The organism is Comamonas sp. 7D-2, assembly GCF_022749555.1.
In the GTDB taxonomy this organism is placed as follows: domain Bacteria; phylum Pseudomonadota; class Gammaproteobacteria; order Burkholderiales; family Burkholderiaceae_C; genus Comamonas; species Comamonas thiooxydans.
In genome coordinates this window covers 4,757,523-4,775,920 of sequence record NZ_CP094238.1, presented here as the reverse complement: position 1 = coordinate 4,775,920, position 18,398 = coordinate 4,757,523, and the positions used below count along the sequence as shown (strand labels likewise).

The window sequence follows — 18,398 nt, the reverse complement described above, 5'->3', positions numbered from 1 at the left end:
CGCCATGCAGACCGCCCAGTCGCAAGCCTCCGTGCAAGTTCCGGTGCAAGCTGCCGTGCAATGGACGGAGATGGCCTTGCCCATCTCCGTGGGTTCGGCCCATCTGGTGCTGCGCCAGTGTCAGCCCAGGGTGGCAGCGCCGCTGGCGCAGGTGGTGGTGGCTGGCGCCATGGGCGTGCAGCAAAGCTATTACCAGGCCTTTGCCCGCTGGCTGGCGGAGCAGGGCTATGGCGTCACCACCTTCGACTACCGTGGCCATGGCCTGTCGCTGCAAGTGCCGCTGCGCGACGCCAGGGCCGACTTGCTGGACTGGGCCAAGGACTGCGAGCTGGTGGCAGCGCATCTCAAGCAGCAGTTTCCCCAGCAGCCGCTGATCTGGATCGGTCATAGCGTGGGCTCGCAATTGCCGGGCCTGGCCTCCATTCCCCTGCCCATCAACGGCTTGCTGTCTGTTGGCAGCGGCAGCGGCTACTGGCGCGATAACGCTGCGCCAACCAGGCGCATGGTCAGGCTGTTCTGGTGGGGCGTCGCTCCGCTGGTCACTGCGTTGTACGGCGCGTTTCCGGGGCGCAAGCTGGGCATTGTGGGCGATCTGCCGGCAGGCGTGATCTGGCAATGGCGTCGCTGGTGCCTGAATCCTCTGTACGCCATGGGCGCGGAAGGCCGCTGGGCGGCCGAGGCTTATGCGGCAGCCCACTATCCCTTGCATGCGCTGTATTTCGAGGACGACGAAATGATGTCGCTGGCCAGCGTGCAATCTTTGGTGGACTGGTACAAAAGTGCGCCCAGCACGCTGGAGCGTGTCGATCCGGGCCTGGCTCCGTCCGGACGCATAGGCCATCTGGGGTATTTCAAGGAAGAGATGCGTGAGCTACTGTGGCAGCCCCTGTTGCCCTTGCTGCAGAGCTGGCGCGACGGTGACCGTGGCCCAGGCAAACCCTTGTTCGGGCCGCTTGAGTCACCTGTTTGACGGCTTTCATTCCCGCCCTTGGGCAACACTGCCAATCATGAGCACAGACCTCCACCCCTTTGATCGTGCCGTGGCGCTGAGCGCTACGGGCGTGCCCAATCAGTACCAGGGAACGGCTTCGCCCGATTACTGGAATATGGTCGGCCCTTATGGCGGCATCACGGCGGCCAGCCTGGTGCAGGCCATTCAGCAGCACCCGCAGTGCCTGGGCGATCCGCTGTCCATCACCGTCAACTATGCGGCAGCCGTGGGGCCGGGCGCTTTCGAGATCGAGGCCAGGCCGGTGCGTACCAACCGCTCCACCCAGCACTGGCTGCTGACCATCACCCAGCCCGATGCCGAAGGCCAGCCGCAGATCGTGACCACGGCCACGGCCGTGACGGCGGTGCGTCGCCAGACCTGGAGCGTCAGCGATATGCCCATGCCCGAGGTCCGGGCTGCTGCGGAGGTGGAGCGCGTGCCGCCGTTGTTCAAGGCCTCCGAGTGGCTGACCCGCTACGAGATGCGATTTGTGGACGGCATCCTGCCGCGTGATGAGGACGGTGCCGAGCGCGACAGTCTGACGCGACTCTGGGTGAGAGACAATCCGCCGCGTCCGCTGGATTTCGCGTCGCTGGCTGCGGTCTCCGATGTGTTCTTTCCACGGGCGTGGTTGCGCCGCGCCAAGCGCGTGCCGGCGGGTACGGTGTCCATCACTGTCTACTTCCATGCCGGACGCGAGGAGCTGGCTGAAGCAGGTGACGGATTGCTGCTGGCGCAGGCGCGAGGGCAGGAGTTCCGCAACGGCTTTTTTGACCAGACGGCTCAGTTGTGGAGCCAGTCCGGTCAGATGCTGGCGACCAGCCACCAGATTGTTTACTACAAGGAATAGCGCGCCGAAACCAGCGAGCTGTTCACATCATTTACAAGGCAAGACCATGAGCAATACCCAGGATAGCCAGGACATCCTGGTGCACACCGAAGAGGGCGTGTGCACCATCACCTTCAACCGTGCGGCGAAGAAGAACTCCTTCACCGAGGCCATGTATACCCAGATGGCGGATGCATTGGCCGCCGCCAAGGTCGACGCAGGCGTGCGCGTGGTGGTGTTTCAGGGCGACATCGCCATCTTCAGCGCGGGCAACGATATTGCGGACTTCCTGAAGCAGGCCTCAACCCCCGGTGCAATGGGGGCCGATGCGCCCGTGTGGCGTTTTCTGCAGGAAGTCTCGGCCTTCCCCAAGCCTCTGATTGCTGCCGTCTGTGGTCCGGCCGTGGGCATTGGCACCACGCTGCTGCTGCACTGCGATCTGGTCTATGCCGGCGATAACGCCGCATTCTCGCTGCCCTTCATCAACTTGGGCGTATGCCCCGAAGCGGCATCCAGCCTGCTTCTGCCCCAGATGCTGGGTTATCACCGCGCCGCCGAAGCCCTGCTGCTGGGCGAGCCCTTCATGGCAGAAGCCGCGCTGGAGGTGGGCCTGATCAACCGCGTGGTGCCGCCCAGTGAATGCAATGCCGTGGCACAGGCCCAGGCCAGGAAGCTGGCGCGCAAGCCCCTGTCCTCTCTGATCGAGACCAAGCGCCTGATGAAGGGCGGCCAGGCCAAGGCAGTGGGCGAGCGTATTGTGGAAGAGGGTGCGGTCTTCGCCCGCATGCTGCGCGAGCCTGCGGCCAAGGAAGCACTGACGGCCTTCATGGAAAAACGCCACCCTGACTTCAGCCAGTGCTGAAGTCAGACATTGCGGAAGCAAGATGAGCGAAGCGATGGGTGGCGATTTCGCCAAAAACGCCACCCTGACTTCAGCCAGTGCTGAAGTCAGACATTGCGGAAGCAAGATGAGCGAAGCGATGGGTGGCGATTTCGCCAAAAACGCCACCCTGACTTCAGCCAGTGCTGAAGTCAGACATTGCGGAAGCAAGATGAGCGAAGCGATGGGTGGCGATTTCGCCAAAAACGCCACCCCGACTTCAGCCAGTGCTGAAGTCAGACATTGCGGCAGCAAGATGAGCGCAGCGATGGGTGGCGGTGCTACCCAAAGCACCATCCGGATTTCGGCATGTGTCGAATCCGGACCAGCTTCGCCAGCGTGTACCAGTGCCGATCTGAGAATCGCCCCTTGCCGGGCGATTTTTCTTTGACCTCTTTTCAGGGTTGCCCATGACATCCAGGTCCGTACCGTCCCGTAATTCAGCGCAGGAAATTGCCGAGTCCGTGCAGTTCGAGCCTGAGTTCATCTCCGGCTTGCGCGAGATCTTTGAAACGCGCGTGGCCTTCAACCAGACCATAGGGCTCAAGATCGGCGAGATCACGCCCACGCTGGTGCAGGGACATATCGCCATGCGACCTGATCTGGTCGGGCATTCGGCCTACCAGCGCATTCATGGCGGCGTGATCAGCGCCGGCCTGGACTCCATGGGCGGGCTGGCTGTGATGGCGGCCATTGCGGCCAAGCATATGGACGATACGCCCGCACAAAGACTGCATCGTTTTTCCCGGCTGGGCACAATCGATCTGCGTGTGGACTACATGCGCCCCGGCATCGGCAAGGAATTTCTGCTCACTGCCAGAGTGCTGCGCCTGGGCTCGCGGGTGGCGAATACCCAGATGGAGTTTCTGTCGGTGGATGGCGAGCTGCTCTCTACCGGCACAGCGGCCTATATCGTCTCTTGACGATCTCTGAAACGAGAGCATAAAGCGCCAGCGAAATATGGACGGGCAGCAAAACGTGCCTCAAAGACGGGCAAGTGAACGCTTGCCCGGATGCTGCCAAATCTTTCATTGTGTGAGATCAGGCAATGCATGCAAGTAACTGAAACTTATGAAAGCTTTGCTTACCGTTATTGCGAGATGACGGTAAATGTTGCTACTTATGCTGCATAGGATGGCACTTTCTGACTAGGAGATTCCTGCCATGGCTGTGCAAAACCCGTTCTTCGGCAAACGCGATAACGATAACTTTCCTTCACGCAGTTCCGTCACCGGGCTTTCGACAGCGAATACTGCTGCGACATCTGGCGCCAGCTCTCTGAGCAACGCGGGTCTTGGCACGGCACCATCCAGCACCATGCGTGCGGCTTCGACTGCCGCTCCCACCGCGCCTGTTGTGGAGGAAAACGGCGGCAGCAAGCTGACCGTCGGCCCGAACATCAAGCTCAAGGGCGTGGAAATCACGGACTGCGACACCTTGGTAGTGGAAGGAACGGTTGAGGCGACCATGAACTCCCGTGTCATCAAGATTGCCGAGCAGGGGGCGTTTCACGGTACGGCCGAGATCGATATTGCAGAAATCCACGGCAAGTTCGACGGCACTCTCACGGTGCGCGAAAAGCTGGTGATCTATGGCTCCGGCAAGGTCAGCGGCACGATCCGCTATGGCAAGGTGGTGATCGAAGAGGGTGGCGAGTTGACGGGGCAGATCGAAGCGGGAACCCGTTTCGGCACCAGCAGTTCCAGCAATGCCTCTGCTTCCGCCTGGAGCAAGAGCAGTGCCGGCAGCAGCACGGCGACGGCCGCAGTCAGCAGCAGTGAAACCACGGGTAGCGCTGCAGTCGCCTGAATCTCTGCGCACAGCCCATGAAAAAAGCGACCTCTAGAGGTCGCTTTTTTCATGCTCGATGCGTGGATCAGCTCTTGGCGGCCGCCTGAGCCTGGAGTTTCTCGCGCCAGGCACGTGTCTGCTCGGTATCAGGCAGAGACTGGGGCTTGCCGGTGGCATCAATGGCCACATAGGTCAGGCGGGCCTCGGTCACCTTCACATATTTACCCTGGTCGGAAAAGCGCTCGGCAAAGACTTCCACATCCACGGCGACCGAGGTGCGACCCACATGCTGTACGCCCGCGTAAAAGGACAGAATGTCGCCCACGCGCACGGGCTGCTTGAAGATGAACTCGTTGACGGCCACGGTCACCATGCGGGTGTGGCTGATGCGCTGAGGCAGCACCGAGCCGGCCAGGTCCACCTGCGCCATGACCCAGCCACCGAAGATGTCGCCATTGGCATTGACATCGGCAGGCATGGGCACGACTTTGAGAACCAGTTCCTTGTCGGCGGGCAGGGCAACGCTGGGAAGGTCGGGCGAACGGGGGGGCATGGAAATCTGTGACACGAATGGAAAGATTGAATTGTCCCTCAATATCGGGTTTCTACCATGTTGGCGAGAGAAAGCCACTAACGACGGTTCGGGCAAGTAAGTAGGGGGTAACTATGGGACGGTGTTTGTGGTGGATCTGTGGATGCCTGAGTGTCGTGCTGGCGGCCTGCAGCAGCCATCCGGTAAAAGCCCCAATATCGGGCAGAGACGATGTGATATCGGCAAGGTCGCTCAAGCCGCCTATGCAGGCCGTGCAGCCCTCTTGCCATCCGGAACCCTTGACCGGCGCGGCAGCGCTGGCCGGATCTTTCACTGCAATGAATCCCATGCAGGCCTTGCAGGCCGGTGCGCTGAATGCGCGTGTCTGCTGGGCTGGCGGGCTGCGCAGCATAGAGGCGGTCGGCGAGCAGCGCGATTGCATGGTTCTGATGCATGCCGAGTTCAGTGAACAGGGCTTTCTGTCCTGGCCGCGCGAGGCAAGCTTCTTCAAGGCCTGCGGTGCAGGCCCGTATGACAGACAGTTGCTGCAGCCCTTCACCCTGGTCTGGGTGAGCGCAAAAGTGACGGGACAGGCAGAATTCGTGGGTACCCAGATTCCCGTCATAGAAATAGACGCCCTCTACCGCGGCTCCGACTGCCTGCAGGGCGACACAGCCCCACAATGCGTTCACAGTTACCTGCAACCCCAGAAGAAGCCGCAGTAGCGGCAAACCAGTCAGACGGCGCCACGCTGCGTCGCCTCTTTCCCTACATCTGGCGCTACAAATGGCATGCGCTGGCGGCGCTGGCGTTCATGATCTGCGCCAAGCTGGCCAATGTGGGCGTGCCCATCTTGCTCAAGCATCTGGTCGATGCGCTGGATATCAAGCCCGGGCAGGCCCAGGCCGTGCTGGTGGTCCCCGTGGGTCTGCTGGCTGCTTACGGACTGCTGCGCTTTTCCTCCACCATGTTCACCGAGCTGCGCGATCTGGTCTTTTCCAAGGCCACGCAAGGGGCATCGCGCTCGATCGCGCTGTCGACCTTCGAGCATCTGCATGCACTGAGCCTGCGTTTTCATCTGGAGCGCCAGACCGGTGGCATGACGCGCGACATCGAGCGCGGCGTGCGCAGCACCGAGTCGCTGATCTCGTATTCGCTCTACTCCATCCTGCCCACGCTGATTGAAATGGCGCTGGTGCTGGGCATTCTGGCCGTGCGTTTCGACATCTGGTTTGCCGTCATCACGCTGGCAGCGCTGGTGTTCTATATCGGCTTCACGGTCACCGTGACGGAGTGGCGCACCCGCTTCAGAAAAGAGGCCAATGCCCAGGAGTCGGCGGCCCATACCAAGGCCATCGATTCCTTGCTCAATTACGAGACCGTCAAGTACTTCAACAACGAACAGTTCGAGTCAGCGCGCTACGACGAGAACCTCGAAAACCTGCGCCGCGTGCGGCTCAAGAGCCAGACCACGCTGTCCATGCTCAACTGCGGCCAGCAGCTCATCATCGGTGCGGCGCTGGTGGCCATTCTGTGGCGGGCCACGCAGGGCGTGGTCGACGGCAGGCTGACGCTGGGCGATCTGGTCATGATCAATGCCTTCATGATTCAGCTCTATATCCCGCTGAACTTTCTGGGCGTGATCTACCGCGAGATCAAGCAGAGCCTGACCGATCTGAACCGCATGTTCACGCTCATGGACAAGGAGCGGGAAGTGGCCGATGCGCCCGGTGCCCAGCCCTTGCAGATCGACAATCCCCCGCCCGAAGTGCGCTTTGAAAACGTGCAGTTCGCCTACGATAGCGCGCGGCCCATATTGCATGACGTGAGCTTCACCATTCCTGCGGGCAAGACCGTGGCCGTGGTTGGTCCCTCGGGTTCGGGCAAGAGCACGCTGGCACGTCTGCTGTTTCGCTTCTACGACGTGCAGGGCGGCCATGTGCGCATTGCCGGGCAGGACATCCGCACGGTGACCCAGAGCAGCGTACGTCACTGCGTGGGCATCGTTCCGCAGGACACGGTGCTGTTCAACGACACGGTGGCCTACAACATCGCGTATGGGCAACCGGGCGCCACGCAGGAGCAGGTGGTTGCAGCGGCCAAGGCTGCACGCATCCATGACTTCATCGAGCGCACGCCGCAGGGCTATGCCACGCGGGTGGGCGAGCGCGGCCTCAAGCTCTCGGGCGGTGAAAAGCAACGTGTGGCGATTGCGCGCACCCTGCTCAAGAACCCGCCGATCCTGATCTTCGACGAAGCGACTTCGGCACTGGACAGCGCCAACGAGCGCGCCATCCAGAACGAGTTGCGCAGCGCGGCGCAGGGCAAGACATCGTTGGTCATTGCCCACCGCCTGTCCACCGTGGTCGAAGCGCATGAAATCCTGGTCATGGACAGCGGCCGCATCATCGAGCGCGGCACGCACGAGGAGCTGCTGGCCGCTGGAGGGCGTTACTCCAGCATGTGGAATATGCAGCTCAACCAGGCGGAGTCATCGGAGATCCCCGCCTGAGTTCGGCCGCCTCTCGCCAGACGTTTGATAAGCCACCTTCGGGTGGCTTTCTTTTTGACTGCTCTGCTTGTATGTATACATATTGATAAGTGTTTACCCTTGGATTTGCAATTAATTCGCTGTTTTTTGATTTTTATGTATACATTTCTCCCGTCTGCCAAGAACTAAATACCCGCGAGACATGCCACCCTCCATTGCCACCGCTGCTGCAGCGGAAGAAAACCATTCCCAGGTCGTGAAGGCGCAGCTGCAGCTGCGCGAAATGATTCTTGCCGGCGAGATGGCGGCCGGAGAGCGCATCTCCGAGCTGGTGCTGGCCGAGCGTCTGGGCATCTCCCGCACCCCCATACGCGCAGCGCTGATGCGACTTGAGCAGGAGGGCATGCTGGAGGCCACGTCCGGCGGGCGCGGCTACAAGGTGCGCGTGCTGTCCGAAGCCGATGTCTCGGACGCCATCGAGCTGCGCGGCACGCTGGAAGGCCTCGCGGCGCGCATGGCGGCAGAGCGCGGGGTGGATGAAGCCCTGCTGGCGAGAGCCGCGCGCTGCCTGGATGCTATCGACCGTGTGCTGGATGCCCAGAACTGGGGTGACGAAGCGTTTTCCGCCTACGTGGCCCTGAACTCCGAATTTCACGACATCCTGCTGGAGATGTCGGGAAGCAGCTTCATGCAGCGCGAGCTGGACCGGGTCAAGCGCCTGCCGTTCGCGTCCCCCTCGGGCTTTGTGGTGGCCGACTCCGAGTCGCCGCGCGCGCTTCGCAGCCTGATCCTCGCGCAGGAGCAGCACCGCGAAGTGATAGACGCGATCGAGCACCGCGAAGGCGCGCGTGCCGAGGCGCTGATGAAAGAGCACTCGCGCATTGCGCGGCGCAACCTGCGCGAAGCCATGCGCTCGCCCGAGACCACGCGCGTTCCCGGTGCGCAACTGATTCGCGCCAGCCGCTAATGGCCGGCCCGTAGCGCAGCAGGCGTTGCCCGGACCAGACCCCGACCGATAAATACAAGGAGACACCCACGATGAGCAAGCAAGCACAGCCCACCTATCCTCGCAACACCTGGTATGTTGCTGCCACTGCGGCCGAAGTCACGGACAAGCCGCTGGGGCGCCAGATCTGTGGTGAGCGCATGGTTTTCTACCGCGCCCTGGAAGGCAAGATGGCCGCCGTCGAGGACTTCTGCCCGCATCGCGGCGCACCGCTGTCGCTGGGCCGCGTCTGCGAAGGCAAGCTGGTCTGCGGCTATCACGGGCTGGAGATGGGCTGTGACGGCAAGACGGTTGCCATGCCTGGTCAGCGCGTGCGCGGCTTTCCTGCCATCAAGAGCTATCCGGTGGAAGAGCGCTACGGCTTTGTCTGGGTCTGGCCGGGTGACAAGGATGCAGCCGATGCAGCGCTGATCCCGGATCTGCAATGGCATGACAACCCCGAGTGGGCCTATGACGGCGGGCTGTTCCACATCAAGGCCGACTATCGCCTGATGATAGACAACCTCATGGACCTGACCCATGAGACCTATGTGCATGCCAGCAGCATCGGTCAGGCCGAGATCGACGAGACGCCCTGCAAGACCGAGGTCATGGGCGACAGCGAGGTGGTCACCAGCCGCTTCATGGAGAACATCGAGGCACCTCCGTTCTGGAAGATGGCATTGCGCAGCAATGGTCTGGCCGATGACGTGCCTGTGGACCGCTGGCAGGTCTGCCGCTTCACTCCTCCCAGCCATGTGCTGATCGAGGTCGGTGTGGCGCATGCCGGCAAGGGCGGCTATGACGCCGCTGACGAGCACAAGGTCTACAGCATGGTGGTGGACTTCATCACTCCGGAGACAGACGGCAGCATGTGGTACTTCTGGGGCATGGCGCGCAAGTTCAATCCCGGCGATGCATCGGTGACGGCAGCTATCAAGCAAGGCCAGCACAAAATCTTCAGCGAAGACCTGGAGATGCTGGAGCTGCAGCAGCGCAACCTCGAGGACTATCCGCAGCGTCAGTTGCTCAAGCTCAATATCGATGCCGGCGGCGTGCAGTCGCGCAAGATCATCGAGCGCCTGATCGATGAAGAGAAAAGCGAGTCGCGCGTTGCGGCGCTGGCTTGAACGGCCGCAGGCGGGGCAGATCATGTCTGTAGATGGAGTAATCTTGCAGCTCCCCGAATCGGAGTCAGCGATGCCCATAGGCAGCGCTGCCCTTGCTACGCTGCTGCATGGAATCGCCCACCACACCCAACCCGCTTTCCCTGGATCTCTACGACCAGCCAGGTCACCTGATTCGACGAGCCCAGCAGATTGCTGCGCTGCTGTTTCGAGAAGTGCTGGGCCCCGATGTGACGCCGGTTCAGTACGCCATCCTGCGCATGCTGCAAGAGTCTCCCGGCATCGACCAGGTGACGCTGGCGCGTCTTGTCGCGCTGGACAACTCGACTACGGCCGATATCGCTGCGCGTCTGGAAAGCAAGGGCTGGATTCATCGGGAGCTGCTGCCAAGGCGTCAACGCCGTTTGAGTCTGACCACCGAGGGCGAAGCCATGCTGGCCGCGTTTGTGCCCAATGTCTACGAGCTGCAGCAGCGCATGCTCTCGGCGCTGGAGCCCGAGGAGCAGACGGAGTTCAAGCGTCTGCTGCGCAAGTTCGTGCAGTTGCACGACAGCACTGAAACCGGCGAGCAAGCGGCGATCAACGGCTAGCAGCTCGCCCTGACGCGGCGGCTTCATCACGATCACGCCGGCCAGCGCCGGCTGTGAACCGGCACGACTAGGGAATTCACTTGTGCTGGATCAAGATTTCATTCAGTAAACTGAATGTGATTCAGTATGCTGAATGAATGATAAAAAACAAGGAGACAACGATGGAACAGGATTTGCGCGCGCATCTGGACCAGCGGCCCATGACGACCTTCCAATGGTCGGTCATCGCGGTATGCATGGCCCTGAACATGATCGATGGCTTTGACGTGCTGGTGATGGCCTTCACGGCTTCCGCGGTATCGGCGCACTGGAAGCTCAGCGGATCGGAGCTGGGCTTTTTGCTCAGTGCCGGTCTCTTCGGCATGGCCGCAGGTTCGCTGCTGCTGGCGCCCATGGCCGACAAGCTGGGGCGCCGTCCCCTGATCCTGCTGTGCCTGGCCGTTTCCGGGCTGGGCATGCTGGCTTCGGCCTGGAGCCAGACGCCGACGCAGCTTGCGGTGCTGCGCGTGATCACGGGTCTGGGCGTGGGCGGAATTCTGGCCTGCAGCAATGTGATTGCCAGCGAATATGCCTCGCTGCGCTGGCGCAGTCTGGCGGTCACGCTGCAATCGACTGGTTATGCGCTGGGCGCGACCATTGGTGGCAGTATTGCGGTCTGGCTGCTGGCCCACCATGGCTGGCGTTCCGTCTTCATGTTCGGCGGTTGCTCCACGCTGGCGGTGCTGGTTCTGGCCTGGTTTGCCTTGCCCGAGTCCCTGGACTTTCTGCTGGTCAAGCGACCCGCCAATGCGCTGCAGCGTCTCAATGGACTGATCCGCAAGATGGGCCTGCCGGCACTGGACTCCCTGCCTCAGGCCGTGGCGGCAGGCAGCGGTGAAGGCAAGCGCATGGGCCCTTTGCAGCTGCTGTCTCCCAAGCTGCTGCGCCCCACCTTGCTGGTCTGGCTGTCCTTCTTCTCGGTGATGTTCGGTTTCTATTTCGTGATGAGCTGGACTCCCAAACTGCTGGCGGCCTCGGGGCTGACGCCCGAGCAGGGCGTGACCATGGGCGTGCTGCTGAGCCTGGGCGGCATTCTGGGCGCGACCTTGCTGGGCCTGCTGGCGGCGCGTTTCGCGATTCACCGTGCGCTGGCGGTCTTCATGCTGGTGACGGCAGTGCTGCTGTGCTTTCTGGTGGGTAGCTCCGGTGCGCTGTGGATGTCATACACGCTGGCCTTCCTGATCGGCGTGTTTGTGAATGCCTGCGTGGCTGGCCTCTATGCGATTGCGCCGGTGGTCTACGGCAGCGATGTGCGCGCCACCGGTGTGGGCTGGGGCATAGGCATCGGCCGCATCGGGGCGATTGTGTCGCCGCTGGTGGCCGGCGGTCTGCTGGATGCGGCCTGGTCGCCCGATCAGCTGTACCTGGGTTATGGCATGGCGTTTGTCCTGGCTGCCGTCATCGTGTCCATGCATCGCATTGCAGGCCCGCAGGCTGCGGACAGGCGCGCTGCATCCGAGACAGTGGCTGCCGCTCATTGACCAGGGAGACTTCGATGAACCAGATTTCTCAACCCATGAGCGCGGCCCTGCCGGCCTTTCCGCTGGATCAATGGTATGTAGCGGGCTTTGCCTGGGAGCTGAAGGACCAGCCGGTGGCGCGTACCTTGCTGGGCCAGCCGGTGGTCCTGTTCCGCACGGAAGATGGCCGGGTCGCGGCGCTTGAGGATCGCTGCTGCCACCGCGAGCTGCCGCTGTCCTGCGGCACGGTGGAAGCTGCGGGTCTGCGCTGCGGCTACCATGGCCTGCTCTTCAGCCATGAGGGGCAGTGCCTCGAAATACCGGGCCAGGAACGGATTCCGGCCAAGGCCTGCGTGAAGTCCTTCGAGCTGCGCGAGCGCGACCAGATTCTCTGGATCTGGATGGGCGCGACACCGGATTCCGCGCCGGGCACGGAGCCGCCGGCCTATGCCGTGCACAGCGACCCGCAATATCGTTTTGGCGGCGGCGTCTATCACTACGACGCTCCGTATCAGCTGATTCACGACAACCTGTTGGACCTGAGCCATCTGGGCTATGTGCACCTCAAGACCATAGGCGGCAACGCCCGCGTGCATATGAACGCGGATCTCAAGGTCAGCCAGGACGGGGACAGCGTGAAGGTGGTGCGCTGGATGCCGGATTCGGACCCTCCACCTACTTATGCACAGGCCTGGCCTTTTCAGAGCCGCATCGACCGCTGGCAGGAAGTGGAGTTTCATCCCTCGCATGTGCGTATCTGGACCGGTGCCATGGATGCCGGCCAGGACAGACTGGACAACCCGGAGCGCGAAGGATTCCATATGCGCGGCTTTCACGGCGTGACGCCGGAGACGGAGACCAGCGCGCATTACTTCTGGACGATTGCGACCAATCCGCATCCGCAGATGCAGGACACGACACAGCTGGTGATCGATCAGACGGCGGCCACTTTCGAAGAAGACAAGGTGGTCATCGAAGCCCAGTTCCGCAACCAGCAACGCTTTGGTTCACGCGCCGTGGTGGATATCCACGTGGATGTGGGTCCCAATCGCGCACGGCGCGTGATCGAGCGCTTGCGCCAGGCCGGCGCCCAGGCCTCGCAGGCGGTGGCCTAGCGACGCACAAGCAAAAGAGAAGTACCCGAGATGAAGACTGAAACCACGTTCGAGGTGCGCATTGCGCACAAGCAGGAGCAGGCAGCCGGTATCTGCAGCCTGGAATTGCGGGCTCTGGAAGGCGCCAGCCTGGCGCCGTTCAGCGCCGGCTCGCACATCGATGTGCACCTGCCCGGAGGGCTGGTGCGCCAGTACTCGCTGAGCAACGATCCCGCCGAGCTGGATCGCTATGTGATTGCCGTGCTGCGCGAGCCCGCTTCGCGCGGTGGCTCGGCGGCCGTGCACGATCAGCTGCAGGCCGGCCAGCAGATCACCATCAGCCTGCCGCGCAACCATTTCGAGCTGCATGCGCCGGCCCGCAAACACCTGCTGCTGGCAGGCGGCATAGGCATCACGCCGATTCTGGCGATGGCGCGCAAGCTGGCGAGCGACGGTGCGGATTTCGCACTGCACTACTGCGGCCGCTCGCGCGAGCGCATGGCGTTTGCCCAGACCATCGAGACTGCGCAATGGGCTGACAAGGCGCAGATCCATGTGGATGACGTGAACGGAAAGTCTTCGCTGGGATTGAGCGAATTGCTGCAGCAAAGAGAGCAGGGGCAGCATCTGTATGTGTGTGGGCCCAAGGGCTTCATGGACGCCGTGCTCGATACGGCGCGAGAGGCTGGCTGGCCTGCCGAGCAGCTGCACTACGAGTTCTTTGCCGCCGAAGTGGAGCACCGCGCCGACGACGAAAGCTTCGAGGTGGAAGTCGCCAGCAGCGGGCAGGTGGTGCGCGTCACGCCGGCGCAGACCGTGGTGCAGGCGCTGGAGTCCATTGGCGTCTGCGTCCAGACCTCGTGCGAGCAGGGCGTCTGCGGCACCTGCCTGACACGCGTCATCTCGGGTCAGCCCGATCACCGCGATATGTATCTGACCGAAGACGAGCAGGCGGCCAACGACCAGTTCCTGCCTTGCTGCTCGCGTGCCAGGTCTGGCCGTCTGGTGCTGGATCTGTGAGAAGCGGATCGGGCAGGCTTTGACCATGCGCGGGCAGGGCTGGCGCAGCCTGCTCAAAATAGGCGTTTTCCATGAAAGCGCCGCGTTCCCGCCATGAAGCCTGCCCTGCTAGTTCTGAATCTCCAGGTCCCCGCCCATCTGCAGCAGATGGAGCAGATCTTTGCCGACTTTGATGTGATCTATGCGCCCGAGGCCGATCAGGCCGAGGCCGCAATCGCCGCCCACGGCGCGCGCGTGCAATGCGTGTGCACGATCGGCGCGACGGGCCTGTCGGCCGCGCAGATGCAGCGCATGCCCGGGCTTTCTCTGGTCTGCGCCATGGGCGCAGGTTACGAGAACATCGACGTGGCCTATGCCAAGGCGCACGGGATTGCCGTCGGCAACGGTGTGGGGACCAACGATGACTGCGTGGCCGACCACGCCATGGGTCTGCTGATCGCCGCGGTGCGCGGCATCGTCAAGCTGGACAAGGCCACGCGTGCCGGCATCTGGCGCTCGGCCCTGCCGCTGCCGGCCAATGTCTCTGGCAAGCGCCTGGGCATCGTGGGGCTGGGCCAGATCGGCGCCAAGATCGCCAGGCGCGCGGCCGCGTTCGATATGTCCGTTGGCTATCACAACCGCAAGCCGCGCGAGGGAGTCGAGCACCAGTACTTCGACGATCTGCTGGCGCTGGCTGCCTGGGCCGATGTGCTGCTGGTGGCCACGCCGGGCGGCGCGGGCACGCGCCATCTGATCAATGCCGAGGTGCTCGATGCACTGGGCGAGAAAGGTGTGCTGGTGAATATCGCGCGCGGCTCGGTGGTCGATACCCAGGCGCTGGCCGACGCCGTGCGTGCAGGTCGCCTGGCCGGTGCCGGGCTGGATGTCTACGAAAGCGAGCCGTTGCCGCCGCAGGAACTCATCGATCTAGACGCCGTGGTGCTGACGCCCCATGTGGGCGGCTGGTCGCCCGAGGCGGTGCAGAACTCGGTGGATCGCTTCATCGCCAATATGCGCTGCCATCTGGATGGCAAGCCCTTGGTCTCGCCCATCTGAGTGCTATTGAATTGAAAGCTTCTTGCGCTTGATGTTGTTGTATTTCAATACGATCTGGCATTGAAAATTCCTTATATCAAGCGCTTGTAGCTTTGATATTCATAGCAATAAAAATCCCCGCCACGGCAAGCCGTGCGGGGATTTTTACTATCTGCGGCGCCGTGCAGCTGGCGCGGACCAAACCAGTGACACCAAGCAAGGGCCGCCCCGCAGCGAGGGTGTCGTCCCCCTCCCGAAGAGAGAGGGGGAAGCCGCGGGGCCGCCTAGGCGTAGCGGCTCAGGGGGAGTTTATTTCTGACTAGCGGCAATGGCCTTTTCGGCCTTGTCGACCAGCGGTGCGCCGATCTGGCTCTTCCACTTGTCGAACACGGGGCGCGTGGCCTTCACAAAGGCTTCGCGCTCGGCAGCGTTAGGCGTGGTCACGGTCACGCCCAGGCCGGCCAGGTCCTTGAGCAGGGGCTTGTCGGCTTCGACCAGGCCCTTGCGAGCGATGGCGATTTCTTCCTTGGCGGCATCCAGCGCGGCTTGCTTGACGATGGCCTGGTCAGCCGGTGTCCAGCTGTTCCAGATGTCCTTGTTCACCACAAAGATCAGCGGATCGTTCATATAGCCCCACATGGTCAGATGCTTTTGGCCCACGGACTGCAGCTTGGCCGCCATGTACACGCCGATGGGGTTCTCCTGGCCGTCCACGGCGCCGCTGGCCATGGCGGGCTGGGCATCGGCCCAGCTCATCTGCGTGGGATTGGCGCCCAGGGCCGTGAAGGTGTCCAGGAACAGGGGCGAGCCCACGACGCGGATCTTCATGCCCTTGAGGTCTGCGGGCGTCTTGATGGCGTGCTTGGAGTTGGAGATTTCGCGGTAGCCGTTCTCACCCCAGGCCAGAGGCACGACGCCGCTTTTTTCCAGGGTCTTGAAGATTTCCTGGCCCACTTCGCCCTGGGTCACGGCATCCACGGCCTTGAAGTTGGGGAAGAGGAAAGGCATGGAGAACAGGTTCAGCGACTTGACCTGGGGTGACCAGTTGATGGTCGAGCCCACGGCCATGTCGATCACGCCCTGGCGCAGCGCGGAGAACTCGCGCGTCTGGTCGCCCTGCACCAGCGAGGTGCCGGGGTAGAGCTTGATGTTGATGCGGCCCTGGGTGCGCTCGCGCACCTTGTCGGCCCACAGCTCGCCACCCTTGCCCCAGGGAAAGGCCGTGCCCAGCACCAGGGACATGCGGTATTCGCTCTTGTACTTGGTCTGTGCCATGGCCATGGGCGATGCAAAGGCCAGAGCGGCGGCAGTGGCCACGGCGGATGCGAGGAAGGTACGAAGTTTCATTTGGTTTGTCTCCCTTTTAGAAACGAAAAAATGCTTTGCTTGTTGGATGCATTGCACATGGAATCAATACGGCCCATCTCAGCGGACACCGCGCAAGGGCCGAAGCTGGCCGCGCCGCCCCCCTCCCGCGAAGCGAGAGAGGGGGGAAGTGGTGGGGCCGCCTAGGCATAGCCGCTCAGGGGGTCAATAGCCAAGTCTTGCGGGCAGCCAGAGCGCCAGCTGCGGGAAGGCAATGACCAGAATCATCACGGCGAACATGGACAGCAGCATCCAGCCTACCCAGCGCACGGTGGACTCCATGCGCACGCCCGCAATGCGGCAGCTGACCATCAGGTTCACGGCCAGCGGCGGTGTGAACTGGCCCAGTGCCACCTTGAGCGTGAGGATCACGCCAAACCAGACGGGGTCCCACTGGTAGTGGTTCATGATGGGCAGCAGCAGCGGCACAAAGATCAGGAAGATCGAGATGCCGTCGAGGAACATGCCCACGGTGATCAGCAGCAGGATCAGCAGGCCCAGCACGCCGTATTCGCCGAGACCGGAGTTCACGATGGCATTGGCCACGGGATCGATCACGCCCAGGGTGGACAGCGAGAAGGCAAAAATGCCGGCCAGCGACACCACCAGCAGGATCACGGCCGACAGCTCGCCCGCTTCGCGCAGAATCGGAAACAGGTCGCGCAGGCCGATGGTGCGGTGAATCACCATGCCGACGAACAGTCCGTAGAACACGGCAACCACGGCGGCTTCGGTGGGGGTGAACCAGCCCATGCGCATGCCGCCCAGGATCAGCACCGGAGCGGCCAGGCCCCAGGAGGCCTCGCGCAGGCTTTTCCAGAACGGCGGGCGGGGCATGGAGGCTTCGAGCGCACCCATCTTGTGCTTGCGCGACATCCACACGGCGGGAATGATGAGCGCGATACCCGCCAGCACGCCGGGAATCATGCCGGCTGCGAACAGGGCCGGCACCGAAGCACCGGGCACCAGCACCGAGTAGATGATGAAGGCCACCGAAGGCGGAATCAGAATGTCCGTTGCTGCGGCTGCTCCGACCACGCTGGCGGAGAAGCTCTTGGGATAACCGGCGCGGCTCATGGCGGCAATCATCACGCCGCCCACGGCCGCTGCATTGGCCGGTCCGGAGCCGGAGATGCCGCCCAGGAACATGGCTACAGCAATCGCCACCAGCGGCAGCATGCCGGGGCCGCGGCCCACGATGGCCACGGCAAAGTTCACCAGCCGCAAGGCAACGCCCGAGCGATCGAAGATGGAGCCCACGAGCACGAACATGGGAATGGCCAGCAGCGGATATTTGCCCAGCCCGGCATAGAAATTCTGCGGCACGGCCAGCAGACCGAACCACTGTGTATCGGCATTGGCCAGGGCAATCGCGGCCGCACCGGCCAGACCGAGGGCGGCGCCTATGGGCACGCCGATGAACATCAGGCCCAGAAAGGCCACGAACAGCAAGGTGGCGATCATGCGATCTCCTTGCTGTGGTCTTTTTCCACGGGTTCGTCAGGGAAGGCGCCGGGCTTGCCCTGGCGGATGAACAGGCCGATGGCGCGTGCGGTGATCAGTGCCGAGACCACGGGCAGCCAGATCGAATACCACCATTGGGGCAGGCCGATGCCGGGCGAGGTCTCCTCGAAACGGAAGTCGTCCCAGACCACGCGCACGCTGAGCACGGCAATGATGGCAAACAGCAATGCCACCATCAGAGAGCCGAACCGGGCCAGTGCCTTGCGGCGCTGGACGGAGCCGCTGTCCGAGAAGAACTCGATGCGGATATGCTGATTGCGGGCCACGGCGGCAGAGCCTGCGACCAGGGCCAGCAAGATCATCAGAAAGACCGAGATTTCCTCGGTCCAGGCAAAGGAGGAGTTGGTGAAATAGCGCACCAGCACATTGGCAAACGTGATCAGGGCCAGAGCGGCCATGATGATCACGGTCAGCCAGTCTTCAATGCGCAGGGAACGAGGCTCGTCCGGGCGCGCGCCGGCATCGGCTGCACCATCGGTCTCGGGAGGAGTGGAGGACATGAACGCGGAAAGTCAGAAAAACACACAGGAGTCAGGGCAGCTCGCCTGAATGGCGTGATCCGCGCGCACTCGATGAGAATGCCCTTATGTTCACGACTTACGCAAAACGGGTTCAGGCAAGACGATTGCCTCAGGAGGCAGGCCGTTGTTGCATTCTTGTTTGCGT

At 62.6% G+C, this 18,398-nt stretch carries 19 protein-coding genes; 15 read left to right on the top strand and 4 right to left on the bottom strand.

Annotation, left to right across the window (positions count from 1 at the left end; genetic code table 11):
* Window positions 1-4: 4 nt before the first annotated feature.
* The 6 genes from MPZ60_RS21955 (at window position 5) to MPZ60_RS21930 (ending at window position 4,509) form a co-directional block, all read left to right on the top strand.
* Window positions 5-970 (top strand): alpha/beta fold hydrolase, encoded by a 966-nt coding sequence (locus MPZ60_RS21955; RefSeq protein ID WP_034354501.1) that lies wholly within the window; start codon window positions 5-7, stop codon window positions 968-970.
* A gap of 37 nt (window positions 971-1,007) precedes the next feature.
* Complete coding sequence (locus MPZ60_RS21950; RefSeq protein ID WP_034354498.1) at window positions 1,008-1,841, top strand: acyl-CoA thioesterase II; 834 nt, start codon at window positions 1,008-1,010, stop codon at window positions 1,839-1,841.
* A 46-nt stretch (window positions 1,842-1,887) separates the two neighbouring features.
* Window positions 1,888-2,682: an enoyl-CoA hydratase gene (locus MPZ60_RS21945; RefSeq protein WP_003068064.1), complete on the top strand. Its 795-nt coding sequence runs from the start codon at window positions 1,888-1,890 to the stop codon at window positions 2,680-2,682.
* Between the two features lie 22 nt (window positions 2,683-2,704).
* Window positions 2,705-3,091: a hypothetical protein gene (locus tag MPZ60_RS21940; RefSeq protein ID WP_149353962.1), complete on the top strand. Its 387-nt coding sequence runs from the start codon at window positions 2,705-2,707 to the stop codon at window positions 3,089-3,091.
* A 19-nt stretch (window positions 3,092-3,110) separates the two neighbouring features.
* Entirely contained in the window at window positions 3,111-3,623 is a 513-nt protein-coding gene (locus MPZ60_RS21935; RefSeq protein ID WP_034354492.1) for a thioesterase family protein, read from the top strand.
* Window positions 3,624-3,864: 241 nt separating this feature from the next.
* On the top strand, window positions 3,865-4,509 hold the full coding sequence (locus MPZ60_RS21930; protein ID WP_034354490.1) for a polymer-forming cytoskeletal protein: 645 nt from the start codon (window positions 3,865-3,867) through the stop codon (window positions 4,507-4,509).
* 67 nt (window positions 4,510-4,576) lie between these two features.
* Here MPZ60_RS21930 and MPZ60_RS21925 read toward each other — a convergent pair whose 3' ends face one another.
* Window positions 4,577-5,044: an acyl-CoA thioesterase gene (locus MPZ60_RS21925; RefSeq protein WP_003068067.1), complete on the bottom strand. Its 468-nt coding sequence runs from the start codon at window positions 5,042-5,044 to the stop codon at window positions 4,577-4,579.
* A gap of 317 nt (window positions 5,045-5,361) precedes the next feature.
* On the opposite strand from MPZ60_RS21925, the gene MPZ60_RS21920 reads away from it, so the two are divergent.
* The 9 genes from MPZ60_RS21920 to MPZ60_RS21880 all read left to right on the top strand — a co-directional run bounded on the left by MPZ60_RS21920 (window position 5,362) and on the right by MPZ60_RS21880 (window position 14,864).
* The gene (locus MPZ60_RS21920; protein ID WP_242607063.1) at window positions 5,362-5,748 is read left to right on the top strand and encodes a hypothetical protein; all 387 of its coding nucleotides are present in this window, start codon (window positions 5,362-5,364) and stop codon (window positions 5,746-5,748) included.
* Window positions 5,706-7,535, top strand: coding sequence for an ABC transporter ATP-binding protein/permease (locus MPZ60_RS21915; RefSeq protein ID WP_003081285.1), 1,830 nt, complete (start codon window positions 5,706-5,708; stop codon window positions 7,533-7,535). Before MPZ60_RS21920 ends, MPZ60_RS21915 begins: the two co-directional genes overlap by 43 nt.
* Window positions 7,536-7,716: 181 nt before the next feature.
* Window positions 7,717-8,481: a GntR family transcriptional regulator gene (locus MPZ60_RS21910; RefSeq protein ID WP_034354486.1), complete on the top strand. Its 765-nt coding sequence runs from the start codon at window positions 7,717-7,719 to the stop codon at window positions 8,479-8,481.
* Between the two features lie 71 nt (window positions 8,482-8,552).
* Complete coding sequence (locus MPZ60_RS21905; RefSeq protein ID WP_034354483.1) at window positions 8,553-9,629, top strand: aromatic ring-hydroxylating dioxygenase subunit alpha; 1,077 nt, start codon at window positions 8,553-8,555, stop codon at window positions 9,627-9,629.
* Between the two features lie 107 nt (window positions 9,630-9,736).
* Entirely contained in the window at window positions 9,737-10,216 is a 480-nt protein-coding gene (locus tag MPZ60_RS21900; protein ID WP_034354480.1) for a MarR family winged helix-turn-helix transcriptional regulator, read from the top strand.
* A gap of 161 nt (window positions 10,217-10,377) precedes the next feature.
* Window positions 10,378-11,736 carry an MFS transporter gene (locus MPZ60_RS21895; RefSeq protein ID WP_034354478.1) on the top strand — a complete coding sequence of 453 codons (1,359 nt, stop codon included), beginning with the start codon at window positions 10,378-10,380 and terminating at the stop codon, window positions 11,734-11,736.
* 14 nt (window positions 11,737-11,750) lie between these two features.
* Entirely contained in the window at window positions 11,751-12,830 is a 1,080-nt protein-coding gene (locus MPZ60_RS21890) for a Rieske 2Fe-2S domain-containing protein (protein ID WP_034354474.1), read from the top strand.
* Between the two features lie 30 nt (window positions 12,831-12,860).
* Window positions 12,861-13,829 (top strand): PDR/VanB family oxidoreductase, encoded by a 969-nt coding sequence (locus MPZ60_RS21885; protein ID WP_034354470.1) that lies wholly within the window; start codon window positions 12,861-12,863, stop codon window positions 13,827-13,829.
* Between the two features lie 93 nt (window positions 13,830-13,922).
* A complete protein-coding gene (locus MPZ60_RS21880) occupies window positions 13,923-14,864 on the top strand; it encodes a 2-hydroxyacid dehydrogenase (protein WP_034354467.1) in 942 nt (313 codons plus the stop codon).
* Window positions 14,865-15,152: 288 nt separating this feature from the next.
* Here MPZ60_RS21880 and MPZ60_RS21875 read toward each other — a convergent pair whose 3' ends face one another.
* The 3 genes from MPZ60_RS21875 to MPZ60_RS21865 form a co-directional block, all read right to left on the bottom strand.
* Window positions 15,153-16,190: a DctP family TRAP transporter solute-binding subunit gene (locus MPZ60_RS21875; RefSeq protein ID WP_034354463.1), complete on the bottom strand. Its 1,038-nt coding sequence runs from the start codon at window positions 16,188-16,190 to the stop codon at window positions 15,153-15,155.
* A 183-nt stretch (window positions 16,191-16,373) separates the two neighbouring features.
* Entirely contained in the window at window positions 16,374-17,672 is a 1,299-nt protein-coding gene (locus tag MPZ60_RS21870; RefSeq protein ID WP_034354459.1) for a TRAP transporter large permease, read from the bottom strand.
* On the bottom strand, window positions 17,669-18,232 hold the full coding sequence (locus MPZ60_RS21865) for a TRAP transporter small permease (RefSeq protein WP_003068089.1): 564 nt from the start codon (window positions 18,230-18,232) through the stop codon (window positions 17,669-17,671). The genes MPZ60_RS21870 and MPZ60_RS21865 overlap by 4 nt, the downstream gene beginning before the upstream one ends.
* Window positions 18,233-18,398 lie beyond the last annotated feature (166 nt).

Coding starts and splice junctions, on each gene's coding strand:
- MPZ60_RS21955 (WP_034354501.1), top strand. CDS start 5: ATGCAGACCGCCCAGTCGCAAGCCTCCGTGCAAGTTCCGGTGCAAGCT.
- MPZ60_RS21950 (WP_034354498.1), top strand. CDS start 1,008: ATGAGCACAGACCTCCACCCCTTTGATCGTGCCGTGGCGCTGAGCGCT.
- MPZ60_RS21945 (WP_003068064.1), top strand. CDS start 1,888: ATGAGCAATACCCAGGATAGCCAGGACATCCTGGTGCACACCGAAGAG.
- MPZ60_RS21940 (WP_149353962.1), top strand. CDS start 2,705: ATGAGCGAAGCGATGGGTGGCGATTTCGCCAAAAACGCCACCCTGACT.
- MPZ60_RS21935 (WP_034354492.1), top strand. CDS start 3,111: ATGACATCCAGGTCCGTACCGTCCCGTAATTCAGCGCAGGAAATTGCC.
- MPZ60_RS21930 (WP_034354490.1), top strand. CDS start 3,865: ATGGCTGTGCAAAACCCGTTCTTCGGCAAACGCGATAACGATAACTTT.
- MPZ60_RS21925 (WP_003068067.1), bottom strand. CDS start 5,044: ATGCCCCCCCGTTCGCCCGACCTTCCCAGCGTTGCCCTGCCCGCCGAC.
- MPZ60_RS21920 (WP_242607063.1), top strand. CDS start 5,362: ATGAATCCCATGCAGGCCTTGCAGGCCGGTGCGCTGAATGCGCGTGTC.
- MPZ60_RS21915 (WP_003081285.1), top strand. CDS start 5,706: ATGCGTTCACAGTTACCTGCAACCCCAGAAGAAGCCGCAGTAGCGGCA.
- MPZ60_RS21910 (WP_034354486.1), top strand. CDS start 7,717: ATGCCACCCTCCATTGCCACCGCTGCTGCAGCGGAAGAAAACCATTCC.
- MPZ60_RS21905 (WP_034354483.1), top strand. CDS start 8,553: ATGAGCAAGCAAGCACAGCCCACCTATCCTCGCAACACCTGGTATGTT.
- MPZ60_RS21900 (WP_034354480.1), top strand. CDS start 9,737: ATGGAATCGCCCACCACACCCAACCCGCTTTCCCTGGATCTCTACGAC.
- MPZ60_RS21895 (WP_034354478.1), top strand. CDS start 10,378: ATGGAACAGGATTTGCGCGCGCATCTGGACCAGCGGCCCATGACGACC.
- MPZ60_RS21890 (WP_034354474.1), top strand. CDS start 11,751: ATGAACCAGATTTCTCAACCCATGAGCGCGGCCCTGCCGGCCTTTCCG.
- MPZ60_RS21885 (WP_034354470.1), top strand. CDS start 12,861: ATGAAGACTGAAACCACGTTCGAGGTGCGCATTGCGCACAAGCAGGAG.
- MPZ60_RS21880 (WP_034354467.1), top strand. CDS start 13,923: ATGAAGCCTGCCCTGCTAGTTCTGAATCTCCAGGTCCCCGCCCATCTG.
- MPZ60_RS21875 (WP_034354463.1), bottom strand. CDS start 16,190: ATGAAACTTCGTACCTTCCTCGCATCCGCCGTGGCCACTGCCGCCGCT.
- MPZ60_RS21870 (WP_034354459.1), bottom strand. CDS start 17,672: ATGATCGCCACCTTGCTGTTCGTGGCCTTTCTGGGCCTGATGTTCATC.
- MPZ60_RS21865 (WP_003068089.1), bottom strand. CDS start 18,232: ATGTCCTCCACTCCTCCCGAGACCGATGGTGCAGCCGATGCCGGCGCG.